We start from the raw sequence: 25,082 nt of genomic DNA on the forward strand, positions 1-25,082 counted from the left end.
CCAAGGCGCGCGGTGCTCAGTCAGGAAGCAGCAGCCGACACGTCTCCCCCGGCCGTACACAGATCGACCGATCGGCCAGGCGGACATCGACGGCTGAGCGGTCGGACGCGGGCACCGAGATCTTCAGCACCCCCCGTTCCAGGCGCAGTTGCACGCCCCAATGACCTTGGTATCGGAGAGCGAAACCGTACGAGGACAGCTCCGGCAGGGGCGCCGGGTCGAGCCACAGGGCACCCTGCCTGGTTTCCAGCCCGGTCAGTCCCCGCTGGACCAGGTCGAGGGTGCCGGCCATGGCTCCCAGGTGGATGCCTTCTCCGGTGGTGCCGCCCTGCAGATCGGCGATGTCACCCCGCAGGGCTTCTTGACAGTAGCTCCACGCATCGGCTCGCCGGGCACGGGCGAGGACCCAGCCGTGGACCAGGCCGCTGAGAGTGGAGCCGTGGCTGGTGCGGTGCAGGTAGTGATCGACGGTGCGACGCCAGGTGGCCTCGTCGAGCCGGTATCCCAACCGCCGGAACAGCCCTTGGAGTTCGGCGGGCGAGAAGAGATAGCCCAGCATCAGGACGTCGGCCTGTTTGGAGGCCTGATAGCGGTTGACCGTGTCCCCTTCCGCCTCCAGGATCCGGTCCAGACGACGGATGTCCTCATAGCGCTTCCGGTAGCCGTCCCAGTCGAGTTCCATCAGGCTGCCGTAGCCGTCGAACTGGCTGATGACGTCCTCGTGGAAGGGCACGTGAAGGGTGCGCGACACGTCCTCCCAGACTTCCAGCTCACCTCCGTCAAGGCCGGTCCGCTCGAAAAGTTCCTGGCGGCGCGGGGCAGGCAGGCTGCGCAGCACTTCCAGCGTGCGGGCCAGCACCCAGGCAGCGGTGACGTTGGTGTACGCGTTGTCGTCGAGGCCCGGCTCCTTCGCGCCCGGGTAGGCGTCGTGGTACTCGTCGGGCCCGACGACACCGCGAATGCGATGCCGTCCAAGGCTCTCGTCGTAGGTGGCCGAGTCCGCCCAGAAGCGGGCGATCTGCAACAGCATCTCGGCACCCTTGGTGTGCAGGAACTCGATGTCCCCGCTCGCCTCGCAGTACTGCAAGACGTTGTACGCGATGGCCGAGCCGACGTGGTGCTGGAGACGGGAGTGATCCGGGAGCCAGCGCCCTGAGCGCGGGTTGAGGTGCAGTTCCTGCGTCTCCTCGCGCCCGTCGCTGCCGCTCTGCCAGGGGTACAGCGCGCCCGCCCGGCCGATGCCGCGAGCAGCCGTACAGGCCTGTTCCAGGCGTCGGTGGCGGTAGCGGAGCAGGGCGCGGGACACCTCGGGAAAGTGCAGGTTGAGGTAGGGCAGGACGAACAGTTCGTCCCAGAAGACATGTCCGCGGTAGGCCTCGCCGTGCAGCCCCCGGGCCGGTACGCCGACGTCGAGTTCGGCGGTGTGCGGGGAAAGGGTCTGCAGCACATGGAAGAGGTGCAGGCGCAGGATGCTGCCCGCTTCCCCCGGCACCTCCAGCTCGGCCCGGCGCCAGAGTTGGTCCCAGGCACTGATGTGCCGGTCCAGCAACTCGTCGAAGTCCGGCGCCCCCTGGACCCGGTCCAGTGCGGCGCGCAACGGGTCACTGATCGCGGGGTCGCGCGAGGTGTGCAGGGCTGCGGTCTTGTCGACGGTCACGGTGCGGCCCGGTGTGAGCTGCAGGAGCGTGCGCTGGGTGGCCCGCGAGGCCGTGTGGCGGGTCGAGACGGTGGTGGGCACGGCGAGGCGGGCCGCCATGGCGACGCGGATGTCCGACGTGCGGGTACGGCAGCGCAGCCACACGGTGTCGACGGCGGCGGTCCCGGTGTGCACGTGGGTCAGATGGCTGCCGTCCAGATCGCCGTAGCGGGGCACGCCGCCATTCGTGACGGTGCCGTCGAGTGTCGCCTCGACCTCGAGACGTCCGGAGAAGTTCTCTGCCGTGAACTCGGTCCGCAGGGTGGCCAGATGAGGGTCGGCCATGTGGACGAGGCGCAGCTGACGGACGACGAGCCGGCGCCCCTGACCATCGGCGTAGCGGCTCCGGCGCTCCAGCAGGCCGCTGGACAGGTGCAGGGTCTGGTGGTGGTCGAGCAGGGCCGCGGTGTCCGGCGAGAACCACGTGCCTGCGTCCGTGTCGCCGGGCAGACGGAAACGCAGCGGCAGCCAGTTCGGCAGGTTGACCATGTCCTCGTTCTCGACCTGTCGTCCGGCCACGTCGGAGACGAGCCGGTTGTAGCAGCCCGCGGCGTACGAGCCCGGGTAGTGCACGTCGTCCGCCGTGCACTCGGGCAGCGCCCCGCGGGTCGCGAAGTAACCGTTGCCCAGCGTGCACAGCGACTCCCTGAGCCTCTCGTCCACGGGGTCATAGCCCTCGTACTCCCAGGTCTGGTCCGTCACTTCGCTGTACCTCCCACGAGGAGTTCCTCCAGGTCGCGTACGACGAGGTCGGCGCCGTGCCGCAGCAGTCTCTCGCGCGAGCCCTCGGTTGACGCGCGGTCCACGCCGGTGAAGAGGGCGAACCCTCCTCGCCGCCCGGCTTCGGCACCCGCGAGGGCGTCCTCGACGACCGCGGCCCGTCCGACGGGGACACCGAGGCGGCGTGCCGCCTCCAGGAAGTGGTCGGGCCGCGGTTTGCCCGGCGGGTCCAGGCGGGCCGCCTCGTCGCCTCCGGGATGGGCGTCGATGCCGTGTTCGCTCAGCCGCGTCACGTACAGCCGCTCCTTCTCGGCGGCGACGCTCCCCGCACGGTCCGGACGGAGCGTTCGAGCCTGCGTGAGGCCAGGAACGCCTCCGTGCCGTCGAGGCGGGACATGCCGTCCACGTACCGCGGGTAGTCGTCGTGCGAGGGCGTGCATCCGGGCCGAGTCGGTGATCACTCCGTCCGTGTCGAAGACGACGGCACGTAGGCCTCGCAGGACGGCCGCCAGGTCACCGCGGGTCACGTTCGTGAGCGGGGTCATGGCGTGCTCCTCGGCAGTGCGGGACGGGCAACGTTCCGAGCTCACGTCAGTTGCGGCACGATCGCCACCGGGCAGTCCGCATGGTGCAGCAGCGTGTGCCCCACCCTGCTCAGCTGGAGGCCGAAGTGGCCGTGCCGGCGACGAGCCCCGATGACCATGAGGTCCGCGGCGGCCGAACGGCGCAGCAGTACCTTGCGCGCCGATCCCTCGACCGTCCTGTGCCGCACCCGGACCTCGGGGTGATCCGCGGCGGCATCGTGGAGAGCGGCGTCGAGCAGGGCCGATGCCCGTTCCCGGTGGTATCGGGAGAGTGCGTCGGAGGACAGGGGGTCGTCGGTGGCCTCGTACGCGGGACACCGCCAGGCACGTATGGCATCGAGCGGGCACTTGCGGGCCGCGGCCGCGCGGAAGGCGAACCGCACGGCCTCACTGTTGGTCTCGGGGTCTCCGACACCGAGCATGATCTGTTCATGTGCGCCCTCAAGGCCCGCCTTGTCTCCGCGCACCACGATCACCGGGCAGTAGGCACGGGCGGCCACGGCGAGACTCACCGAGCCGAGCAGCAGTCCGGCCAGCTCTCCACGCCCTCGCACGCCCGTCACCAGGACCGAGGCGTTGTGTCCTTCACTCAACAGCGCGGACGCCGCGTCGTCGTGCACCAGGTCCGCCGAAATCTCCATGCCGGGGTTACGCCGACGGGCGCGCGCAACGGCCGATTCGACGATGCTCTCCGCCGTCTCCTGTGCGGAGGGGCGTTCCACATCGCCATGGGGCAGCGCGGTCTCGTGGTGTTCCGAGAGGGAGGCGTGCACCAGGCGCAGGGGGAGGCCGGTAAGGGCCGCCTCGTCCACCGCCCAGTCGACGGCCACGAGACTCGCGTCGGACCCGTCGACTCCGACCACCAGAGGCAGCTTCATCGTCCCTGCCGCCTTTCACGCGGCTGTACGGACGGCATGACGAACTCGGTGAGGTCGAGGAGCCGGTGGGTGTACCCCCATTCGTTGTCGTACCAGCCGAAGACCTTCACCAGGTCGCCGTGCGCCTGGGTGAGCGGCGCGTCCAGGACGCACGAAGCGGGATCGCCGATGATGTCGCGGGAGACGATCGGCGCGTCGGACACCCGCAGGACGCCTTTCAGAGCTCCGTCGGCGGCTTCGCAGAACGCGGCGTTGATCTCGTCCGCGGTCGCGGACCGTTCGAGGACCACGCTCAGGTCGGTCAGGGAGCCGTCCTCGACCGGCACCCGCACGGCGATGCCGTCCAGGGTGCCCGCCAGCTCCGGCAGGACGAGGCCGACGGCGCGGGCGGCTCCGGTGCTGGTCGGGATGATGTTCGCGGCGGCGGTGCGGCCCCGCCGCAGGTCCTTGTGCGGGCCGTCGAGCACCACCTGGTCGTTGGTGTAGCCGTGGATGGTGGCCATCAGCCCTTTCACCAGGCCGAAGTGCTCATGCAGCACCTTCACCATCGGCGCCACACAGTTGGTGGTGCACGAGGCGTTGGAGATGACGTGGTGCTGGTCCGGGTCGTAGGTGGCTTCATTGACGCCCACGACGAGCGTGGCGTCCACACCCTTGCCGGGGACGGACAGCAGTACCTTGCGCGCCCCGCCCTTCAGGTATCGGCCCGCCTCGTCGCGGGTGCGGAAGCGGCCGGTCGACTCGATCACCACGTCCACGCCGTGATCGGCCCATGCCAGGTCGGCGGGGTCGGGCTCGGCCGTCACCGCGATGCGCTGTCCGTCCACCGTGAGCGAGGTGTCGTCGTGCTCGACGGTGTGCCGCAACCGCCCGTAGGTCGAGTCGTACTCCAGCAGATGGGCCAGCGTCGCCGGGGACGTGATGTCGTTGACGGCCACCACCTGCACGGCGGACCGGCCGGCGGTCTCGGCGCGGTCCAGTACGCAGCGCAGATAGTTCCGGCCGATGCGCCCGAAGCCGTTGATCCCCACGCGCACGCTCATGTCCGTCGCCTCCCGGGTCGGTGTCCTGTCTCCCGTGCCAGCCTGCGCGCCCGCCTGCGGCGCGGGCAGGGGCCGACCGGCCCCACGATCGGGGCCGTACGGGACTGCCTCGCGTCGTGCCCGCCCCGTCCGAGCCTGTACGAATTCGCAGAGGGCGGCCGCCACGTGGCCGGCTTGCTCGGCTCCGGAACGGAACAGGGTCACGAGGCGAACAGCGCGACCTTGAGCGCTCCGCTCTCCTCGGGCCGGGTGAAGACGTCGTACGCCTCCTGCATCTCGTGCAGACCAAACCGATGGGTGACAAGCCCCGCGGTGTCCAACTGCTTGGCCGCGACCATGCGCAGCAGTGCCGGTGTGGAGTACGTGTCCACGAGGCCCGTGGTGATCGTGACGTCACGGGTCCAGAGGTCCTCCAGGTGCAGGGTGGCCGAACGGCCGTGGACGCCGACGTTGGCGACGCGTCCGCCGGGTCGGATCAGCCGGGTGCACACCTCGAAGGTGCCGGGAATACCGACCGCCTCGATCGCGACGTCCGCGCCGAGTCCGTCGGTGAGTTCAGCGATCCGGCCGGTGACGTCGTCGGAGGGGTCGAGCGTGAGCTGCGCGCCGTGCCGTGCGGCCGCCTCCCGCCGTGCGGGAGTGGGATCGACGGCGATGACGCGGCTCGGGCTGAAGAGGCGGGCCGTGAGGATCGCGGCGAGGCCGATGGGACCGGCTCCGACGACGGCCACGACGTCTCCGGGCGAGACCTGACCGTTGAGCACTCCCACTTCGTACGCGGTCGGAAGGATGTCGGCGAGCATGAGTGCGCTCTCGTCGCTGACCTGGTCGGGCAGCACGTGGGTGGAGGTGTCGGCGAAGGGGACCCGGGCGTATTCGGCCTGTACGCCGTCGACGCGGTGCCCAAGGATCCAGCCGCCACCGCCCAGGCACTGCCCGTACTGCGAGGACCGGCAGAAGCGGCAGCGGCCGCACGCGCTGATGCACGAGATCAGTACACGGTCCCCGGGGCGCACGGTGGTGACCGATGGCCCCGCCTGGTGCACGGTGCCGACGGCTTCGTGGCCAAGGATGCGACCCGACTCGACGGTCGGCACATCGCCCTTGAGGATGTGCAGATCCGTGCCGCAGATGGTGACGGCGTCAATGCGTACGATCGCGTCGCCGGGGTCATGAATCACCGGGTCGGGAACGTCTTCCCAGGATCGCTTGCCGGGGCCGTGGAACATCAGAGCCTTCATGGCTGCCTCCCTGAGGCGTGAACCTTCTTCTTCCGCACGACATGGCGGGCGCTGTGCCCGCCCGCCGTGCCGGTACGCGTTCAGCCGTGGCGGGCCCGTGTCAGTTCGCTCGCGATGCCCGCCGCCCACTTCTCGATCTGCGGGAAGTCCCGGAAGTCTCCGCCTTTGCCGGAGCTCACGATCTTCCGCGCGACGAAGCCTTTCGCTCCTTCTTCCAGGCATCCTCCAAAGGTGCGGTGTTCCTCCGCGCCGAGGCGGTCCATGGTTCGCCTCACCCCCCGTACGGGCGGGATGTCACGTTCCGACGCCGTGGCGTCGAGCGGGCCGCTGCTGAACAGCCACAACGGGCGCTCGGCCAGCGCGCGGTGGTGACGGCGGACGAAGCGACGGGCGTCCCTGTGCCAGCGCCCGGCATAGAGTCCTCCCCCGAGCACCACGGCGTCGTAGGAGTCCAGGCTCGCCACCGACCGTGCCGACAGGGCCTCGGCCGTGAGGCCGTTCTTGTGCAGCACCTCGGCGATGGCATCGGCTATCCGGGCGGTCGATCCGTTCGTGGTCGCATAGGCGACCAGTACCTTCTTGGGCATGGCGCTACGTCTCCATTCACAGTTTACGCAGCCAGTCGTCGGCGACACCGTGCAGTGCCTGGTCGTCGGGCCGCAGATGTGAGTCGTCCAGCCGGTAGTGGAGCTTGTCGACGACCGCGACGACTCCGTCGATCTGCCGGGTCATGGAGACCGCGATCTCCGTCTCGCTCCTGCGTTCCAACTGGCCGGCGAGCGTGACCACCCCCTCCTCCACGGAGATATCGATGGTCCGGGGAGCCAGCCACAGGGCGTGGACCAGCACCTCCTGGATCACCTCGTCCCGGATCGCCGCGTCGGTGCGCAGGAAGACCTGGAGCAGGTCGCGGCGGGTGACGATGCCGACGAGCCGTTCCTCCTCATCCAGGACCGGCAGCCGCTCCACACGTCGCCGCGCCATGGTCCGCGCGGCCTCGACGATGGTTTCGTCGGCGTGCACGGTGACGGGCGGCGTGGTCATGAGCTGGCCGGCGGTACGGGCCTTCGCCTTCGCCGCCTGCCTCTTGGCGCCGCGTGTCCACGCCTTGAGGCCGGCCGACCGGTGGCGGTGCTTCGGCTCGGGCGCCTCGGCCTGCCTGACCAGCAGGTCCGTCTCGGAGATCACTCCGATGACCATGTCCTCGGCGTCGACCACGGGCAGCCCGCTGATCCTGTTGGCGGCGAGCAGCCGGGCCACCTCCTTGAACGGTGTGGCGTACTCGGCGCGGACGACATCCGTCGTCATCACTGAGCCGACCTTGTCGTGCTTCATGGCTGTTCCCTTCTCGGTGAAGCCGGCCTCCTCCTCAGCGGAGTCGGCGCAGATAGGGATCCTGGGGCCGGCGCGGCAGCAGGCGTACGCGCGCGTCGAGGACGGTGACACGTTCCGGTGCGGCGATCACGGGGTTGAAGTCGGCCTCGGCCAGCTGGGGCAGGTCGGCCGCCATGCGGGACAGCCGCAGCAGGATCTGCTCCAGGCTTTCGAGGTCGACCGGTCCACTGCCGTGGGCGCCGAACAGGAGCGGTGCGCAGCGCGGGGCCGTGATCAGCTCGTGCACATCGCGGTCGGTGAGCGGGGCGAGGCGGGCCGCGTGGTCGGCCAGGACCTCGGTCGCGGTGCCTCCCAGTCCGAACAGCACGAGCGGACCGAAGACCTCGTCCTGGACGACTCCCGTGAACAGCTCCGTGCCGCGTTCGGCGAGCGGCTGGACGACCACGCCGGTGAGCAGGCCCGCGAACCGGGTCTCGAAGTCCCGGAAAGCGGCCCGGATCTGGGCGTCTCCTTGGAGGTCGAGATGGACGGCGTGCTGTTCGCTCTTGTGCAGCAGCCCCGGCCAGTGAGCCTTCATGACCACCCGGCCGTCGGTTCCGCGCAGCCGTTCGGCGGCGAGCACGGCGTCGTCCTCCGTCTCCGCCCAGGCCCAGGGGAGCTGCGGGATCGTGTAGCAGGCGAGAAGCTCGGCGCAGGTGCGCGGATCGAGCCAGCCGCCGTCCGGGTGAGCGGCGAGGTAGGCCTCGGCCACCTCGTGGGCGCGGTGCGCGTCGACCCCGTCGAGGTCCGGGACCGTGGCGGCAGGCCGGCCAAGCCAAGCCGCCCGCTGCGCGGCGTGGGCCAAAGCCCGTGCCGCCGCCTGGGGTTCAGCGTACGAGGGTACGGTTCCGGCAAGCGCGGGCAGCAGCCTGACGGGCTGGTCCTGTTCCAGTCGTACCGCCACGACCGGCCGGCCCCGGGGGTCAGGCGCGTGGGTGAGGGCCCGGATGAGGTCGTCGCCGGTCGCCGTGGCGACCGCCGTGGGGACGAGGGCGAGCAGCACCGCGTCGATGCCCGCGTAGCGTTCGAGCCGGTCCACGCAGGCCCTGAGCTGGTCCTCGGTGACGGCCGCGGTGACGTCCACGGGGTTGCCGACGGAGGCGCCGTCGGGCAGCACGGCCAGCAGGTCGTCGATCGTTTCGGATGTGAGGGGCGGAAGGGAGAGCCCTGCCTCCGCGCAGGCGTCCGCCGCCAGGACGCCCGCGCCGCCCGCGTTGGTGACGATCGCGACGCGGATGCCCGCCGGAAGGGGCTGGGAGTACATCAGGGCCGCGCTTTCGAGGAGTTCACCGACGGAGCGGGTGGCGGTGATGCCCGCCTGCGTGAACAGGGCCTGGCGGGTCATGGTGCGGGTGGCGGCGGCCGCGGTGTGCGAGGCGGCGGCCTGACGGCCCGCGTCGGTGCGTCCGGCGTCGACCGTGAGGACCGGCATGCGGCGGGTCACACGCCTGGCGGTGCGAGAGAACGCCCGTGGGTTGCCGAAGGACTCCAGGTGCAGCAGGGCGAGTTGGGTACGGCCGTCGCTCTCCCACCACTGGAGCATGTCGTTGCCGCTGACGTCGTACTTGTCGCCGAGGGAGGCGAAGGAGGAGACACCGATGCCGAGCCGGGCGAGCCCGCCGAGCAGGGCGATTCCCACACCGCCGGACTGGACCGCCACGCCCGCCGTACCGGGGCGTGGATGGTCGGCGGCGAACGTGGCGTCCAGGGACAGTGCGGGGTCGGTGTTGGAGACGCCCAGACAGTTGGGGCCGACGAGGCGCATCCCATACGTGCGGCAAGCGCCCAGCAGCGCCTGGGCCTGAGCGCTGTCGAGCCCTGCGGAGACCACGAGCAGGGCCCGCACGCCCATTTTGCCGCATTCCTCCGCCGTGGCCGCGACCGCCGCCGCCGGCACGGCGACGACCACGAGGTCGGGTGTGCGGGGCAGTGCACTGACCGAGGGATAGGAGGGGACGCCGAGGACCGAGGTGACGCCGGGGTTCACCGCGTAGAGCCGACGGGTGAAACCGCCTGTGTGCAGCTGCCGCAGTACAGCCCGCCCCACCGATCCGGGCCTGCGCCCGGCGCCCACGACGGCGACCGTGTCCGGCCGCAGCAACGGCTCCAGGCTTGCCACATCGGCGGCGCGACCGCGCTCTTCCACGGCGGCGAGGTAGGTGGCGTCCTCACCGAGCTCGATGGTGCACCGGACCTCCGGCCCCTCGAAGTGACGGGCCGTACGCAGGCCCAGGTCGGCGAAGAGCCGGAGCACCTCGTGGTTCTCGCTCAGCGCGTCCGCAGTGAATGTGGTGATGCCGTCCGTGCGGGCGGCGGAGACGAGGTGCTCCACGAGGAGCGTGCCTATCCCCCGGTGGTGCAGACCGTCGGCCACGGCGATGGAGATCTCCGCGGAGTCGTCGCCACCGGCGGTGTCGTACTCGGCCAGGCCGATGATCTGGCCCTTCGTCTCGGCCACCAGGGCCCGGTAGCCGTGGCGCGGCGGCGCGCAGGCGCGGTCGGCGGCCGCCTTGGCCGAGGCCCGGCTCACCGCGAAGAAGCGCAGCCGCAGATTGTCGGGGGACATCTCCTCGTACAGCCCCTGCAACTGCTGGTGGTCGCCCGCTGTCGTGGGACGGATGCACACCGTGGTGCCGTCCGCGAGTAAGGCGTGGGCCATGGGTCGGCTGAGCGCGTCGTCGGTCATCGCGGGTCTCCTCCAAGCCTTTCGACACCTTGAGCATCCGACGGGCCTGGTGTGAGGCCCATGGGCTGAACGGGGGCGCCCGAAGGGCCGATCGGCCCATAACGGCAGACGAGCAAAGTTCCGCCGTCAACACGGTGTCGTCCCGGTGTTCGACCTGGCACGGTGACTTCACGGGTCATCGGGCGGAGGGTCATCGGGTGGAGGAGGCCGCATGGCCGACGAGAAGACGGCGAAGCTGCCGCGCGCGGTGTACGAGCGGGAACTCCTGCGCCTGCAGACGGAGTTGGTGAAGCTGCAGGAATGGGTACGGGCCGACGGGGCCCGGCTGGTCGTCGTGTTCGAAGGACGGGACGCGGCGGGCAAGGGCGGCACGATCAAGCGGCTCGCGGAGCACCTCAACCCGCGGGTCGCGAGGACCGTGGCGCTGCCGAAACCGACCGAACGCGAGCGGACCCAGTGGTACTTCCAGCGCTACGTGAAGCATCTGCCGACCGCCGGGGAAATCGTGCTGTTCGACCGGAGCTGGTACAACCGGGCCGGCGTGGAGCACGTCATGGGCTTCTGCACGAAAGAGGAGCATCAACTGTTCCTGCGCCAGTGCCCCGTCTTCGAGCGCATGCTGGTGGAGGGGGGCATCCTGTTGCGCAAGTACTGGTTCTCGGTGAGCGACGCGGTACAGGCGGAGCGTTTCCGGCGGCGCCTGGCGGATCCGACGCGGCGATGGAAGCTCTCCGCGATGGACCTGGAATCGATCACCCGCTGGGAGGCGTACTCCCGGGCGAAGGACGAGATGCTCGTGCACACGGACATCTCGGACGCCCCCTGGTACATCGTGGAGAGCGACGACAAGAAGCGGGCCCGGCTGAACATGATGGCCCACTTGCTCGACTCCGTGCCGTACCACGAGGTACCGCCGCCGGTCCTCGAACTTCCGCCACGGCCACCGTCGTCCGGCTACGAGCGGCCACCGCGCGGTCTGCAGACGTACGTTCCCGACCACTCGGCGAACCTCTGAGGCGGGTGCGGCCCTCCCGCCTGTGAGGCCGCGGCTTTCCTGATCGTCGGTCCTTTTCCGCGACGCGCTCTGCCGCAGTCCCTGCCTCAGCCGTGCGCGACGACAGCGACGGGAGCGGCGCTGTGATGCAACACGGCGTGCGTGACGGGGCCTATGTGCACGCCGAACACGTGCCCACGCATCCGGCGGCCCACGACGACCAGGGATGCCTCCCGCGAGGCATCGACGAGGTGGCCGGCCGCCGCCCCGAGGCGGGACTCCTCGACGACCTCGACAGCGGGGAACTCCTTCCGCCACGAGACGAGAGTCCCGCTCAGGGCCGAGGCCTGCTGCCGAGCCAGCTCACCGGCGATCTCAGGGTCGGCGGAGAGGCCGTACGCGTAGTACGGAGCAATCTGCCAGCCATGGACGACCCGCAGGGCCGTGGCGCGCCGGACTGCCGCGTCGAAGGCGAAGGCGATGACCGAGTCATGAGGGCGCTCGATGTCAAGGCCGAGAACGACTGGCCGGTACGGGCTCGCGGCCGACGGGACACCCACCGGGTCCATGGTGTGCTCGTCGGCGGCCTGCTCCCCGGCACGGACCGGGACCACCGGTGTCTCGGTGTGGGCCACGACAGCCTGGCCGACCGAGCCGACCAGGTAGCCGCCGACCCCGCCCAGACCGCGCGAGCCCAGCACGAGGAGCGCGGCGCTCTTCGCCTCGGCCAACAGGACATCCGCGGGCCGACCGGCGACCTGTTCGCTGATGACCTCGACTCCGGGGTGGCGCAGGCGCAGGCCTTCGGCGGACTCACGGGGAAGACGTGCACCCCAGTACTGCCGGGCCTCCGCACCCTCGAACGGGGCCTGTGCCACAGGCTCGGGTGCCGGGTCCATGACGTGGACCAGCTTCACCGGCAGACCGCACAGCGTTGCTTCCCGGGCGGCCCATTCGGCCGCGGCCCGGCTCTCGGGTGAACCGTCGATGCCGACTGTGACAGTGCGGGACATGGTCCTACCTCTTGGATCGGGGTCCGCCATCAGCTTCACGGCCCCGTGCCGGGCGGTGCAGGGGCCGCAGGACCCCCTCGGGGACCGACCGGCCCCAGCGCAGGGGGCCCGCAGCCGCGTCGCCTCACCCCGGACAGGAAAGTGTCCGCGCGGTCGGCCCGCGCGGACACCCGGCCGGTTCATGTCCCGCACTCCGGCCGCAGCCACGGCAGCACCGACTCCACCGTGACCTTCCCGGCAGGAGGCCTCGCACGGGACCGGTAGGGGGGGAGCAGTCTCCGTGCGTCATCCTGCCGCCTCGAAAGGAACGGAGACGCTTTTCCACTTGCATCATCCCGCCGCCGCAACACGGGAAGAAGGGCTGGTCGACCCACCGCTGAGGGCCGACGGGGCTCTCCTTCCAGACCAGGCACACGCTGGTGCGCCGGACACCGCAGAACCGGACGGCCCAGCCACGGGACCAGGTGGCCCATGGACCGGCCCGCGGTACCGGACCACGCTGGGAGCGGCCCAACAGTTCGCACGCCTGGAGGCACGCCATGAACGCACCCCCCACCCCCAGCATGCTCCGGGCGCTGCCCGCGGAGCACCGGCAACGGTTGATGCGGATGGCCCGCGAAGTGTCCTTCCCCCAGGGAACGCGCCTTTTCGAGGAGGGCGGACACGCCGACCGGTTCTGGGTCATCCGCACCGGCACGGTCTCCCTCGACATGCACGTGCCCGGCCGCAGGTCAGCGGTCATCGAGACCCTCGGCCACAACGAACTCCTCGGCTGGTCCTGGCTGTTCGCCCCCTACTCCTGGCATCTCGGCGCCGAGGCGACCACGCCGGTCCGCGCCTACGAGTTCGACGCCGTCGCGGTCCGGCTGGCCGGCCAGGACGACCCCGCGCTGGGCCTGGCGGTTGCGCTGTGGACGGGTGGCATCGTCGCCCACCGCCTGCGTTCGGCGCGTACGCGGCTGCTGGACCTGTACGCCCCGTACGGCAGCGCAAGTCTGCGCTGACGCGAGCCGACGGTCCCGGGCCTCCGTCCCCTGTTCCCCGCGGGCGTACCCCCTCGTGGGCACGTGGGCGCGCATACTGGAAGGGCGGTCTCATCGGGTTGGCGATGCGGGAGGGACATCGGGCCGTGGCGCCGGAGCCGTCAGGGGTCTCCGCGCTGCGTAATAGGGCCGGTCGGCCCTAGTGTCCACAGCCCCCGAGCATGATGATCGTCGTCACGGAACCCGCAGTCCGTCAGTCACCGGGGAACGAGGGATCGTCATGACTGAGGCGCGCACCTACACGGAGCAGGACCCGATCCGGGTCTTCCTGCTGGACGACCACGAGGTCGTACGACGTGGCCTGTCCGACCTGCTGGACGCCGAACCAGACATCTCCGTGGTGGGCGATGCCGAGAACGTCGAACACGCGCTGGTCCGCGGCCCGGCCCTGCGCCCCCACGTGGCCGTCCTCGACGTGCGCCTCCCGGACGGCGACGGCATCTCGGTCTGCCGCGAGCTGCGCAGCCAGATGCCGGAACTAGCCGTGCTGATGCTCACCTCGTTCGACGACGAAGACGCTCTGCTCGACGCGATCATGGCCGGGGCCAGCGGTTATGTGCTCAAACAGATCAAGGGGACCGACCTGATCGCGGCCGTTCGCACCGTCGCCTCCGGCCAGTCCATGCTCGACCCGGAGATGACCGCCCGCCTCATGCGCTCCCTGCGCGCGGATCCCAAGGACTCGCCCACGCTCGCCCCCGAACTCGCGAGCCTGTCTCCACGGGAGAGAGCCATCCTCGCGCTCATCGGTGACGGTCTCACGAACCGGGAGATCGGCAAGAAGCTCTACCTCTCCGAGAAGACCGTCAAGAACCACATCTCCCGGCTGCTGGCCAAACTGGGCGTGCAGCGCCGGGTCCAAGCGGCAGTCCTCGCCTCACACCTCGAACACCCGGAGACGGGTGAGCGCCCGGCCAGGTGACGTACGGGCCGAGGGCCGTCCGGCCCCACGCCGGGCCCTCCGGCCCCTCCCCCTGTCCCCCTCGGAACCCCACGCTCAGGTCACCGGAACATTCCGGCGCAAGGGCAAGGAGGAGTTCCGATGCCTTCCCCGACGTTCGACGTCCGCACACTGGAGACGCTCGTGTCCGCGGCCGTGGCGGCACCGTCGATCCACAACACCCAGCCCTGGCGTTTCCGGCTCGATCCGGACACCGTCACCCTGGAGATCCGTGCCGCCCGAGGGCGCGGCCTGGGGCATACCGATCCGCACGGGCGAGCCCTGCACGTCTCGGTCGGTGGAGCGCTCCTGAATCTGCGGGTGGCGGTGGCGCACTTCGGCTGGGAGCCCGTGACCCGGCTCCTGCCGCGGCCCCACGAACCTGACCTGCTCGCCGCCGTGCGCCTCGGCCGCACCGCGCGCACCTCCACCCCGACGTCCGGCCTGTACGAGGCGCTGTGGCGACGGCACAGCAGCCGCTTCCCCTTCTCCGACCGGCCCCTGCCCACGCCCGTGATCGCCGAGCTCATCGAGGCCGCGCACGTCGAGGGGGCCCTGCTGGGCCGTCCCGAACCAGACGACACGGACCGTCTGCTACGGCTCACCGGGGAAGCCGAACGCCGCAATGCCACCACCCCCGACCGGGCGACGGAAAGCCGCCGCTGGTCACACGATCCGGATGGCACGCGGCTCGGCGTGCCACCGCGGGCCCAGGGCGTCCAGGATTCTCGCGGGCACGTCCCCATGCGGGATTTCACCGCCAACCGGAAGGCAACCGCGCTCATCGCGCGCCCCTTCGAGACACGGTCCTCGATCCTCCTGCTGTCCACCGCACACGACCGGCGGACGGATTGGCTGCGCGCAGGCCAAGCACTGGAACGCGTCCTTCTGGTGGCCACCTCCCACGGCGTACGGGCATCGCTGCTGCACCAAGCACTGGAGTGGTCCGACCTACGCGAACTGCTCACCCCCGCCCCGCGCCGACGGCGTGAGCACGCGCAGATGGTGATCCGCCTGGGATACGGACCGGAGGGGCCCGCCTCGCCGCGCCGTACGGCGCGGCAAGCACTCCAGTGAGAAGCGCCTCCGGCGGCTGTCTCAATTCTCCTTCGAACGCGCCGGTACCCGCCACACCAGCCGGGTACCGCCACCCCCCGGCCGTTCACCGAGCGTGAGCACTCCACCCAGCGCCAGGGCACGCTCCTCCAGGTTCTTCAGCCCGCTGCGGGCCACACTCTGGGGCACCCCGCAACCGTCGTCCGAAACCGTCACCGTCAACTCCCCCTCAAAACACCGCAGATGAACGTCCACCGAACGCGCCCCGGAATGACGGGCCGCGTTACTGAGGGCCTCTCCCAGGACCGCCAGAGCATGACCGGCCACATCAGGGTCCACCTCGGTGTCGATCAGTCCCTCGATGCGCAGCGCGGGTGAGAAGCCGAACGCGCTCGCCGATGCCTGCACCGCGTCCGAGACCCGCTCGCGCAGACCTCCTCCCTCCTTGGTCGCGCCGTGCGACCGGAGGCCGAAGATGGTCGACCTGATGATCTTGATGGTGTCGTCGAGGTCGTCCACGGTCCGCGCCAGACGCTCGACCGCTTGGGGGTGATCCACGAACCGCTGCGTGCTCTGCAGGGTCATTCCCGCCGCGAAGAGCCGCTGGATCGCCAGATCATGCAGGTCGCGCGCGATCCGGTCACGGTCCTCAAGAAGCGTGATCTGCTCCGTGTCACGGCGCCGCTCGGCCAGTTCCAGCGCCAGCGCCGCCTGTCCCGCAAAGCCCAGCAGCGGCCCCGTGTCGGCATCGACAAACGGCGTCTGCCCAGCCACCCGCCCCAGCAGCAGCACCCCACGCCCCTTGCCGCCCGAGCCCAGCGGCACCGCCACCATCGGGCCGAGCCCGGCCCACGGCGCCCCCTGCGCCCCCTGCGCCCCCACGCGGGTGTCGTGCTCGATGTCCGCGCTCACCACCGGCTCCGCCGCCGACAGCGCGGCGCCCACGAAACCGTCCCGCGCGGACAGCACGAGTCCACTGCGCAGTTTCGCCTCCACTCCTACCGCGAACGTCGGCTGCAGGTGCTCCGCCCCGGCCACATACTCCGCGATCATCCCCACGTCCGCGGCGGCGATCACGCGGGCCTGCTCGACGATCAGCCCCAGTACCTCGGCACTCGGCGCCCCGGACAACAGGGCGTTGGTGGCCTCCGAACTCGCCCGCAGCCACCGCTCCCGCAGCCTGGCCTCCTCGTACAACCGCGCGTTCTCGATGGCCACCCCGGCCGCCACCGCGAGCGTGGAGAGCACCGCCTCGTCCTCGGCGTCGAACTCCACCGCCCCACGCTTCTCGGTGAGATAGAGATTGCCGAACACCGTGTCACGCACCCGGATCGGTACACCGAGGAACGAGTGCATCGCCGGGTGGTGCTCGGGGAAGTCGTACGAGGCCGGGTGCTCGGAGAGTTCGGGCAGTCGCAGCGGCTGCGGATGCCGGATCAGCTCGCCAAGGATGCCGTGCCCGCTGGGAAGATCACCGATCTCCGCGCGGCCCTCGTCGTCGATGCCGACGGTCAGGAACTCGGACAGTCTGCGATCGTCACCGATCACCCCCAGAGCCCCGTACCCGGCGTCCACCAGGACCACGGCCACCTCGACGATGCGACGCAACACCTGCGGCAGATCCAGCTCGCGCCCCACCGACAAAACCGCCTCCAGGAGGCTGCGCACCCGGTCCTGCGCCCCGCGCGCCGCGTCGATCCGCGCCTGCAACTCGTCCAGCAGCTCATCCAGCCGCAGCTTGGGCAGCTGCTGACCAGTCCCACCCCGCTCTTCCCCACTCATCGCATCCTCCGACCGGTACACGCAGACAGGGGACAGCCCGCCCAAAGGCCCACGATTCCCACCCTACCGAGCGTGCGGTTCACCGCAGAGCCCTAAGCGCAGACCGTGACATCGTGACCACGGATCGGCGCGAACACACCCTCCAGCCCTGGTTCGTCCGCGAGCCGCGTGCTCGACGCCGACGGGGAACCATATGAGCCGATCGGCCCTGCTCAAGGACCGTTCAGGCCCATCCGGAGCGCACGCTCCGCATGCAAGGGTGAAACCGGCCCACTTCACGGAGGAGGGCAAACCATGACCGAAACAGCCTCGAACCCCGCTACGGCCGCTCCACGGCCGGCGCTGCTCAGCTTCCTCGGTGGCGTGGGGACGGTCACCGGAAGCAAGTTCCTCGTCGAGAGCGACCATGCGCGGATCCTCCTGGACTGCGGCCTCTTCCAAGGGTTCGCGGACCTGCGGCGGCGCAACTGGGAACGGTTCGGCCGCGACGTCACCGACATCCACGCCGTGGTCGTCACCCACGCTCATCTGGACCACTGCGGCTATCTGCCGCGGCTGGTCCGGCAGGGTTTCCGGGGCCCGATTCTCGCCAGTGCCCACACCACCCGCCTCGCCGGGATCGTGCTGCGTGACAGCGCCCGGCTCCAGATGGAAGCCGCTCGGCACGCCAACGAGCACGGCTGGTCCAAGCACCGGCCGGCCAAGCCGCTCTACAACGACTCCGACGCCGAGAAAACGCTGGCGTTCTTCGACCCCATCCCGGTCGGTGACGACGTCGAGATCATGGCCGGCACCCGGCTGACCCTTCACCACGGCGGGCACATCCTCGGCTCGACATGGGCCCACCTCACGCTGGAGGACGGCCACACCCTCGCCGTCTCCGGTGACCTGGGGCGGGCAGGACACCCGCTGCTGCTGCCCCCGGAACCGTTCGCAGGTGCCGACGTGCTGCTCATGGAGTCGACATACGGCGACCGTCACCACGAGCGGGAGCTCGGGCGGTCGGCATTCGCCTCCGTGATCGCGCGGGCCCTCGCCCGCGGCGGCACCGTCGTCATTCCCGCCTTCGCGATCGACCGTACCGAGGTCGTCCTGCATGAGCTGAGCGCACTGCGCGACACGGGCATCCTGCCCCGGTCCGTCCCCGTGTACGTGGACAGCCCCATGGCACTGGCCGCCCTCGACGTGTACCGGGACGCCATACGCGAACAATCGGTGGAACTGCGCCCGGAGGTACTGGCCCAGGGGGAGGCCGCGCTCAGCCCCGAGCCGTTCCTCGCCGCGCGGACGGTCCAGGACTCAATCGACATCAACAGCGTGCACGGCCCCGCCGTGATCGTCTCATCGGCCGGCATGGCCACCGGCGGCCGTGTCCTGCACCATCTGCACCGCCTGCTCCCGGACCCTCGCAACGCCGTGGTGGTGATCGGCTTCGCCGCGGCCGGCACCCGGGCGCGGGACCTGGTGGACGGGGCGCGGGTGCTGAAGATGTTCGGCGAGTACGTGCCCGTACGGGCGGAGGTCGCCGACGTACCCCATTTCTCGGCGCACGCCGACGCGAGCCAGATCATCGACTGGTTGCGTGCCGCCCCTCCCCCGCACACCACCTACCTCGTCCACGGCGAACCAGCCGCGTCCGCCGCCCTGCGCGACCGCATCGATCACAAGCTGGGCTGGACGGCCGTCGTACCCCGCTCCGGTGAGGGTGTCCTGGTCCGCTGACCTGAACCACACGTCCTTCGCCCAGGCTGTCCCTTGTCCGGCGTTCTGGCTGGCCTTCACCGAGCGACGCGGGGGCCGAGCCTCGGCCGCCACGTCTCCGGTATCTGCCGTCGCCACTGCGTGGGCCACATACTGGATGGCCGCAGCGTCGGCACAAGTCCGGGGAGCTGATCGCCGATGACGTCGTCGCCCGGTAACAGGATCGTGGTCGCCGTTGAAGCCGGCCGGCCCTGTGGTACGGCCGTCGACTGGGGAGCCGAGGAGGCGCGCCGCTGCAGACTGCCGCTGATGCTGGTCCTCGTCGGCGAGGGGGCGCCTGGCCAGAAGCCGTATGCGCCCGAGCGTCGGCGCGGAGACGAGGGGCGCAACCCGGCGGAAGAGGACCTGCGCAAAGCCGTGGCCTCCGTCCGTCAGCAGCATCCGCAACTGGAGATCTCCACGTCGGCCGTGGCGAACATCTCGGTTCGGACGCTGTGCGGGCCGGCCCGTGCGGCGGCGGCCCTGGTGGTCGGCGCACGGCGGCCGAACAGACTCCCGGCGTTGTTCGCCGGGGAGGCGCTTCGCCCCAGGCCGATCATCGCGCATGCCGGCTGCCCGGTGGTGGTCCCCGAGGCTCAATCCGACGTGCGACGGAAGCCCTTGTTCGTCGTAGGGGTGGGCGTCGGTTGGGACGGCAGACGCCATTCCGCGGCTGCCTTGCATTACGCCTTTGAGGAGGCCGCCCGGCACAAGGCCGCGCTGCGGGTGCTGCACATCTGGCACGGGCCGCTGCTGGGCTCCTTGGACGAGCGTGCGGCCTTGGAGGAGTGCAGGCGTCTGCTGTCGCAGATGGTGGCAGGCTGCCAGGTCGCTCATCCGGCCGTGCCGGTACACCACGCGGTGCTCCGCGGCAGGCCGGCGCGTGTGCTGACCAAGGAGTCCGCACACGCCCTCGGCCTCGTTTTGGGGGCCCGCGGCCCCGGTTGGCCACTGTCGCGAAACTCCACGGCCGTTCGCGCCATTCGCCATGCGCGGTGTCCGGTCGTTGCCGTTCCCTGGCCGAACACGTACGCCCGCGGATACGGATGGCCCCAGGTCAGACGTATCGTTCGGTGGTCGCACAGAGCCGTGGGGCACTACACCCGCCTGGTCGCCCGCGCGGTGCTCCACCCGGCCGGGCGGAGCACCGCAGAAGTGCCACGGTACGGTGCGCCCGCACAGCGGGCGTCCGACCCCGGATGAGGCCGGACGCCCCGGTGACCACCCTCTGGCGGGTCGATGTCTGCCGCATCGATGCCCGGAGGCAGGCCCGGTCACAGACCTCGGCGTTGCCCGGCCCACGCGACGGTGAGGCGGTGCGTTCAGGAGCCGATGGGAATCCGCAGCACCTGTCCCGGGATGATCTTGTCGGGGTCACTGATCTGGTCCGGGTTGGCGCGCTGTATGCGCTTGAACAATGACGCGTCTCCGTAATGCGCCTTCGCAAGTCCCGACAGGGTGTCGCCCTTGACCACCTTGTGCTCGCGGTAGCCGTAGTAACCGGGCACGATCCGGGGCCCGTACAATACCGGCACCGTCACCACGTTGATCTCGCTGCCGTCCTTGGGGCTCTTCTCGAACACCTGAACCAGGATCTGATCGGAGCTGAACTTGACGCGGCTGACGTCCGCGGCGACCTGGAACTGGCCGTGCTCCCCGGTGCCGCCCCCCGCGCTGAAGTGGCCGGTCACCTCGACGTGACCGTCACCGACGCGATAGTGCAAGGTCGCCTCGTGGCCCGTGCCACACCCTCCTACGAGCACCGGGTTACCGACGAGATCAAGCTTTCGCGGTTGATCCATGCGATTGGTCATGACCCCTCCAGGGCTGGTTGTGGAGCCTGTGCCTGCCACCAGACAACTGCCTTCCAGGCGCCCCGCAAACGGAACTTTCGGACACAATCGCCTTCGGTGCCACTTCGGCCGCATTCCGGCGCTGCGGACGCACTGCCGACGCCCGCCACCACAGATGAGGGACAGCGGTGATGACCCCCGATGTACATGCCGCACGGCGTCCGCGATCACCCCTGTAGGCAGCCGTTCCCACGGCTCCCTACTGGGGCCCAAAGGCTGAGCCTTGTCGGCGGAGGGGGCGACGAACTTCGTGCACCCGGGCCGGACCGGATTCGACTTCGACGGCGCTTGAGGCGAAGCTCGGCCTGCGTCTACAGCAACGGCGCCAACGGCGCGGCGCTCTACGCTCGTCACGCCCATTTCGGTGCCGAGGCGATGTGCCGCCCTTCAGTCCGCTCACCCCTCCTGCTGAAGGTGTGAGCCGCCGCATACGCGTAGAGGGCCGTTCGGCCTGGCCCCTACCCGCTCAGCCCCTGTGCCGTCCGGGGCCGGCGCCAGACACTGAACTTGCATCAGAAGGGAGCGTTGGTGGCGATCGACTTGCCGATGGCACAAACAAATGCCCGGCCGCCGCGGCAGGACGGACCCAACCGCTCATCACCGGTTGTACCTGCGCTCCCACTCGTGGCCTGTACAGGCCTGAAGCCCGACAAGCGAGTTGGCGGCATACGAAGGAAGGCAGTCATGGTTCCCCTGCTTCTCATAGGCGCGACCGTTGCCGGAGCATGCATCCTCTTCGGCCCCAGCTCCTTCGTCGTCGGATTCACCCTGCTGGCCGCGGGCATCCTCGGCCTCATGGCCTTCATGGGTACTCCCGGGATGGTCAAACGGCCCGGTGAACGCGAGACGGTCATACAAGAACGGCACTACATGGGCAAGGGCGACGACCACCGTCGCTACCGTGACTGAACCGCCTGCTCTCCTTGAGGCGGTCACCGCACCCGGTTCTCATCGGCCGCGGCCCGCAGGCCGCGGCCAAAGGCGCAATGGACGCTTTGCCGCCCAGTCCTCGGTCCATCCGATCAGCAGCACCGCCACGACGATCAGCGGCCACGCCACCAGGAAGAGGAACCATTGGGTGTCCAGCGGCAGGTAGGACTCCATCGCAGGCACCTTCCACATCTGGTCGACGAGAAGGATGCCGCACACAAGAGCTACTTCGTGCCACAGATAGATCGTCACGGCGCGGGCGTTGAACCACACCACGGCCGCGTGCAACGGCCGGTGGCGAATCACCCAGCTGTCGTCCTTTGGGCCGAAGCGCAGCAGGAGAAGGACGAATCCGAACGACCACAGGGCCTGGGCGAGGGGGATCGCCCCGAGGTCGTACCCCTCTTCCGTCCGATGGGTCATCGCGAACCATCCGCCGACCGCCATCACGCCCGCGCCCAGCGTCCACACCAGAGCGGTGGACAGCTCCTTGACCATGCCGTCTCGATGGGCGAAACCCAGCAACCAGCAGGCGCCGAAGATGGCCAGGTCGACCACGGAGTCCTCGACCCGCGCGGGCAGCGGAGTGATCTCGGCCTGTGCAACGGCCGCCAAGGCCAGGAAGCCGATCACGCAGGACCGGGGCGACCTGCGGAACATCCGCAGGAGCAGGGGCGAGAAGAGGACGAACAGCAGGTATGCGCGGATGTACCAGAGCGGTGCGACGATCTCCTGTGCCCAGTCGTCGGGTGCGGCGGGCGGGTCACCCAGAGGAACGACCCAGAACAGCATCGCGGGCCATGTCGTGGACGTGTCGCCGTCCTCGTCCGGGCGCCAGCCGCTCAGCAGCATCACGCCCACGACGATCAGCCCGAACAGCCACACCGGTGGCAGGAGTCGGCGCATCCGGGCGCGTACCACCGCTGTCGCCGTGCGGTCACGGCAGTCGAGGGAGCGAGCCATCAGTGAACCGGCGAGGGCGAACATGACGCCCATGGCGGGAAAGGCCAGCGTGAGCCAGGCCCAGTTGAAGGTGTGGTACATCACAACGCGTACCAGGGCCAGGGCGCGCAGGAAGTCCAGATAGAGGTTGCGACTGCTCTTGCGCGGAACGCTGCCCGGAAGGCGTACGGTCTCGGTCGCGCGGGTGGCGGTCGCCCGGTCCGACGAGGCCGGTCCAGGCAGGGGCGGGGTTCGCGACACGGAGTTCGGCGACGACACGGGAAGTGGCCGCGTCACATCGGTCCCTGACGGCCTGGGCGGCGGCGGAGGCTGCGCCGCAGGAAGCCGTTTCGGACGGGGCTCCACGGTGACTCCGCCCACGCGCCGGAGCTTGTGCCAGCGCAGCCGGCCGCCGGTGACCGCCGTGACGCAGGACTGCAGCAGGACCAGGTACAGGAGTTGCCGGTAGACGATCTGCTGCAGCGGAAGCGCCCACAGTGTCCGTAGTTTCTCACCGTCCAGGCGCAGCGCGTATCCCGCGCACAGCATCTGCACCCCCAGCAGCCCGCACCACGCCACGGCGGTGCGCACCGGGTCCTGGAAGACCAGCCCGTACAGCAGGAACAGGTCGATCAGCGGAGCCAAGAGCGGGGTGAGGACCGTGAACAGCACCACCAGGGCGAGACCGAAGCGCCCGAAGTGGCCCGCGTGGCCCCGCTCGACGACGGCATGCCGGTGCTTCCACATCGCCTGCAGCGTTCCGTAACTCCAGCGGTAACGCTGCCGCCACAGTTGACCGATGCCGGTCGGAGCCTCGGTCCAGCCGCGCGCCCCCTCCTCGTACACCACTTCCCAACCACCCCGGTGCAGCGCCATGGTGATGTCGGTGTCCTCGGCCAGGGTGTCGTCGCTCATGCCGCCGACATGGCGCAGTGCGGTGCGCCGAAACGCCCCGACGGCGCCCGGCACCGTCGGGATGCAACCCAGCAGGTCGTACATACGGCGGTCGAGGTTGAGGCCCATCACGTACTCGAGGTGCTGCCAGGTGCCCAGCAGACGACCACGGTTGCCGACCTTGGTGTTGCCTGACACGGCCCCGACGCGCCGGTCGGCGAACGGCTGCACCAGACGGTGCACGGTCGTGGGCTCGAAGACGGTGTCGCCGTCCATCATCACGATCAGCTCGTGGGAGGCGAGTGCGACACCGTGCTCGAGTGCGGCGGCCTTGCCCCGGTTGGCCTGCCCTACGACCCTCACCCCGGGCAGGCGCAGGGAGCGGACGATGGTGGCGGTGCCGTCACTTGAGCCGTCGTCCACGACGACGACTTCGACCGGGTGCTCGCCTTCGACGACCGACCGCACCGTCTGGGCGATGCACTCGCGTTCGTTGTAGGCGGGGATGACGACGCCGACCGGGGCGGTCACCTCCGGGCCCCAGGAGAAGCCCGGGCGCCGACGCGTACGCGCGTGGTGGTGGGCCAGCAGCAGCATCGCGACGAACCGGACAAGCATCAACGTCCCGACCGCCGCGAGGAGCACCGCGAGGACGGGCACGAGCCAATCGGCGACCACGACCGCTGCCACGAACACACGACCACTCCACAGTTCAGTGCCTCCGACCTGCCGATGCGCAGCCGCAGCGCTCAACCCGCCGGTCACGGTGGTGAAGCGGTAGCCCCGGCTCTTGAGTTCGGTGACGATCCGGTCCAAAGCCCGCACCGTCTGGGACCGGTCGCCGCCTGAGTCGTGCAGCAGTACAACGGCGCCCTGCCCGGTCAGGGGCCGGGTGACGCGAGCGGCGATGGCATCCGCCCCCGGCCGCCGCCAGTCCTCGCTGTCGATGTCGACGAATGCGCTGGTGTACCCCTTTTCTCCCAGCCGCCGGATCACCGGCCAGGACTTGTTGTCCAGGTCCGAGGCGTGAGAGGAGTACGGCGGGCGCACCAGCGAGCTGTGGATGCCGGCCGCTCCTGCCAGCGCCAGCTGGGTCTGGGCCAGTTCGCGGTCGAACCGCCCCTGGGACTGGTAACTGAGATCGGGGTGGGTGAAGGTGTGCACGCCGATCTCATGACCTGAGCCCACCAGGTCACGGACGATGCCAGGTTCGCGAGCGGCCGCCGCGCCGGTGACGAAGAAGGTTCCGTCCACTCCGTGCCGGTCGAGTGCCTCCCTGACCCGCGGCGTCCATGTCGGGTCCGGTCCGTCGTCGAAAGTAAGGGCGACCACATGGTCCGGGAGGCGGTGGCTGCTCGTCCGGGAGCCGGTGGTGTCGACGACGGGCCCGCCGCGCAGGACCGCCGCCGGAACCCGGTCGGTCGCGGATACCGGCGCACGGACCCGATGGTCGGCGCCGAAGTCACCGTGCACGTAGCCGTGCAGGAACAGGATGCCGGCCAGGACGCACAGGATCAGCAGCAGGAGAGCGACTCTTGGGCGCGACACCGCCCCGCGCCGCCGCTCCGCGGGCAGGACGCGCCCGGTCCGTGACTGGCCCCTCGGGTGATAGGGAGTCATGACCGGGTCGCCCGAGTCAGAGGTGAGGCGATGAGGACGATCACCCAGGGAAC

19 protein-coding genes and 1 pseudogene are annotated in these 25,082 nt (G+C 70.1%); 7 read left to right on the forward strand and 13 right to left on the reverse strand.

The window, feature by feature from the left end:
* Positions 1-16 precede the first annotated feature (16 nt).
* The 8 genes from QBL25_RS00375 to QBL25_RS00410 form a co-directional block, all read right to left on the reverse strand.
* Entirely contained in the window at positions 17-2,398 is a 2,382-nt protein-coding gene (locus QBL25_RS00375; protein ID WP_409054921.1) for a glycoside hydrolase family 65 protein, read from the reverse strand.
* On the reverse strand, positions 2,395-2,961 hold the full coding sequence (locus QBL25_RS00380) for an HAD family hydrolase (RefSeq protein ID WP_409054922.1): 567 nt from the start codon (positions 2,959-2,961) through the stop codon (positions 2,395-2,397). Before QBL25_RS00380 ends, QBL25_RS00375 begins: the two co-directional genes overlap by 4 nt.
* 41 nt (positions 2,962-3,002) lie before the next feature.
* The gene (locus QBL25_RS00385; RefSeq protein ID WP_409054923.1) at positions 3,003-3,878 is read right to left on the reverse strand and encodes a universal stress protein; all 876 of its coding nucleotides are present in this window, start codon (positions 3,876-3,878) and stop codon (positions 3,003-3,005) included.
* Positions 3,875-4,921 (reverse strand): type I glyceraldehyde-3-phosphate dehydrogenase, encoded by a 1,047-nt coding sequence (gene gap, locus QBL25_RS00390; protein WP_409054924.1) that lies wholly within the window; start codon positions 4,919-4,921, stop codon positions 3,875-3,877. Before gap ends, QBL25_RS00385 begins: the two co-directional genes overlap by 4 nt.
* 200 nt (positions 4,922-5,121) lie before the next feature.
* Positions 5,122-6,162 carry a zinc-dependent alcohol dehydrogenase family protein gene (locus QBL25_RS00395; RefSeq protein ID WP_409054925.1) on the reverse strand — a complete coding sequence of 347 codons (1,041 nt, stop codon included), beginning with the start codon at positions 6,160-6,162 and terminating at the stop codon, positions 5,122-5,124.
* An 80-nt stretch (positions 6,163-6,242) separates the two neighbouring features.
* A complete protein-coding gene (locus QBL25_RS00400) occupies positions 6,243-6,749 on the reverse strand; it encodes a flavodoxin domain-containing protein (protein ID WP_409054926.1) in 507 nt (168 codons plus the stop codon).
* A 16-nt stretch (positions 6,750-6,765) separates the two neighbouring features.
* Positions 6,766-7,497 (reverse strand): CBS domain-containing protein, encoded by a 732-nt coding sequence (locus tag QBL25_RS00405; protein WP_409054927.1) that lies wholly within the window; start codon positions 7,495-7,497, stop codon positions 6,766-6,768.
* Positions 7,498-7,531: 34 nt separating this feature from the next.
* Positions 7,532-10,222 carry a GNAT family N-acetyltransferase gene (locus QBL25_RS00410; RefSeq protein WP_409054928.1) on the reverse strand — a complete coding sequence of 897 codons (2,691 nt, stop codon included), beginning with the start codon at positions 10,220-10,222 and terminating at the stop codon, positions 7,532-7,534.
* Between the two features lie 211 nt (positions 10,223-10,433).
* On the opposite strand from QBL25_RS00410, the gene ppk2 reads away from it, so the two are divergent.
* Positions 10,434-11,237, forward strand: a complete 804-nt coding sequence (gene ppk2, locus QBL25_RS00415; protein ID WP_409054929.1) for a polyphosphate kinase 2 — start codon at positions 10,434-10,436, stop codon at positions 11,235-11,237.
* 86 nt (positions 11,238-11,323) lie between these two features.
* Here ppk2 and QBL25_RS00420 read toward each other — a convergent pair whose 3' ends face one another.
* Positions 11,324-12,229, reverse strand: a complete 906-nt coding sequence (locus tag QBL25_RS00420) for a universal stress protein (RefSeq protein ID WP_409054930.1) — start codon at positions 12,227-12,229, stop codon at positions 11,324-11,326.
* A gap of 539 nt (positions 12,230-12,768) precedes the next feature.
* On the opposite strand from QBL25_RS00420, the gene QBL25_RS00425 reads away from it, so the two are divergent.
* The 3 genes from QBL25_RS00425 (at position 12,769) to QBL25_RS00435 (ending at position 15,289) form a co-directional block, all read left to right on the forward strand.
* Positions 12,769-13,233 carry a cyclic nucleotide-binding domain-containing protein gene (locus tag QBL25_RS00425; protein WP_409054931.1) on the forward strand — a complete coding sequence of 155 codons (465 nt, stop codon included), beginning with the start codon at positions 12,769-12,771 and terminating at the stop codon, positions 13,231-13,233.
* 259 nt (positions 13,234-13,492) lie between these two features.
* The gene (locus tag QBL25_RS00430; RefSeq protein WP_409054932.1) at positions 13,493-14,194 is read left to right on the forward strand and encodes a response regulator; all 702 of its coding nucleotides are present in this window, start codon (positions 13,493-13,495) and stop codon (positions 14,192-14,194) included.
* A 120-nt stretch (positions 14,195-14,314) separates the two neighbouring features.
* Positions 14,315-15,289, forward strand: coding sequence for an Acg family FMN-binding oxidoreductase (locus QBL25_RS00435; protein WP_409054933.1), 975 nt, complete (start codon positions 14,315-14,317; stop codon positions 15,287-15,289).
* Between the two features lie 21 nt (positions 15,290-15,310).
* Here the strand turns inward: QBL25_RS00435 and QBL25_RS00440 are convergent, their stop codons facing one another.
* Positions 15,311-17,050, reverse strand: coding sequence for a GAF domain-containing protein (locus QBL25_RS00440; protein ID WP_409062500.1), 1,740 nt, complete (start codon positions 17,048-17,050; stop codon positions 15,311-15,313).
* Positions 17,051-17,344: 294 nt separating this feature from the next.
* Between QBL25_RS00440 and QBL25_RS00445 the strand changes: the two genes are divergently transcribed.
* Entirely contained in the window at positions 17,345-18,772 is a 1,428-nt protein-coding gene (locus tag QBL25_RS00445; protein WP_409054934.1) for an MBL fold metallo-hydrolase RNA specificity domain-containing protein, read from the forward strand.
* Between the two features lie 177 nt (positions 18,773-18,949).
* A complete protein-coding gene (locus QBL25_RS00450; protein WP_409054935.1) occupies positions 18,950-19,993 on the forward strand; it encodes a universal stress protein in 1,044 nt (347 codons plus the stop codon).
* A 119-nt stretch (positions 19,994-20,112) separates the two neighbouring features.
* Here the strand turns inward: QBL25_RS00450 and QBL25_RS00455 are convergent, their stop codons facing one another.
* Positions 20,113-20,604: a Gmad2 immunoglobulin-like domain-containing protein gene (locus QBL25_RS00455; protein ID WP_409054936.1), complete on the reverse strand. Its 492-nt coding sequence runs from the start codon at positions 20,602-20,604 to the stop codon at positions 20,113-20,115.
* 723 nt (positions 20,605-21,327) lie between these two features.
* Here QBL25_RS00455 and QBL25_RS00460 point away from each other — a divergent pair.
* Complete coding sequence (locus tag QBL25_RS00460) at positions 21,328-21,552, forward strand: hypothetical protein (RefSeq protein WP_409054937.1); 225 nt, start codon at positions 21,328-21,330, stop codon at positions 21,550-21,552.
* Positions 21,553-21,591: 39 nt separating this feature from the next.
* Here QBL25_RS00460 and QBL25_RS00465 read toward each other — a convergent pair whose 3' ends face one another.
* Positions 21,592-22,617 (reverse strand): acyltransferase family protein, encoded by a 1,026-nt coding sequence (locus QBL25_RS00465; protein ID WP_409062501.1) that lies wholly within the window; start codon positions 22,615-22,617, stop codon positions 21,592-21,594.
* 198 nt (positions 22,618-22,815) lie between these two features.
* Positions 22,816-25,029, reverse strand: a pseudogene (locus tag QBL25_RS00470) (bifunctional polysaccharide deacetylase/glycosyltransferase family 2 protein); the annotation flags it as partial.
* Positions 25,030-25,082 lie beyond the last annotated feature (53 nt).

Origin of the sequence: Streptomyces sp. SYP-A7185 (assembly GCF_046103685.1) — a bacterium.
Taxonomy (GTDB): domain Bacteria; phylum Actinomycetota; class Actinomycetes; order Streptomycetales; family Streptomycetaceae; genus Streptomyces.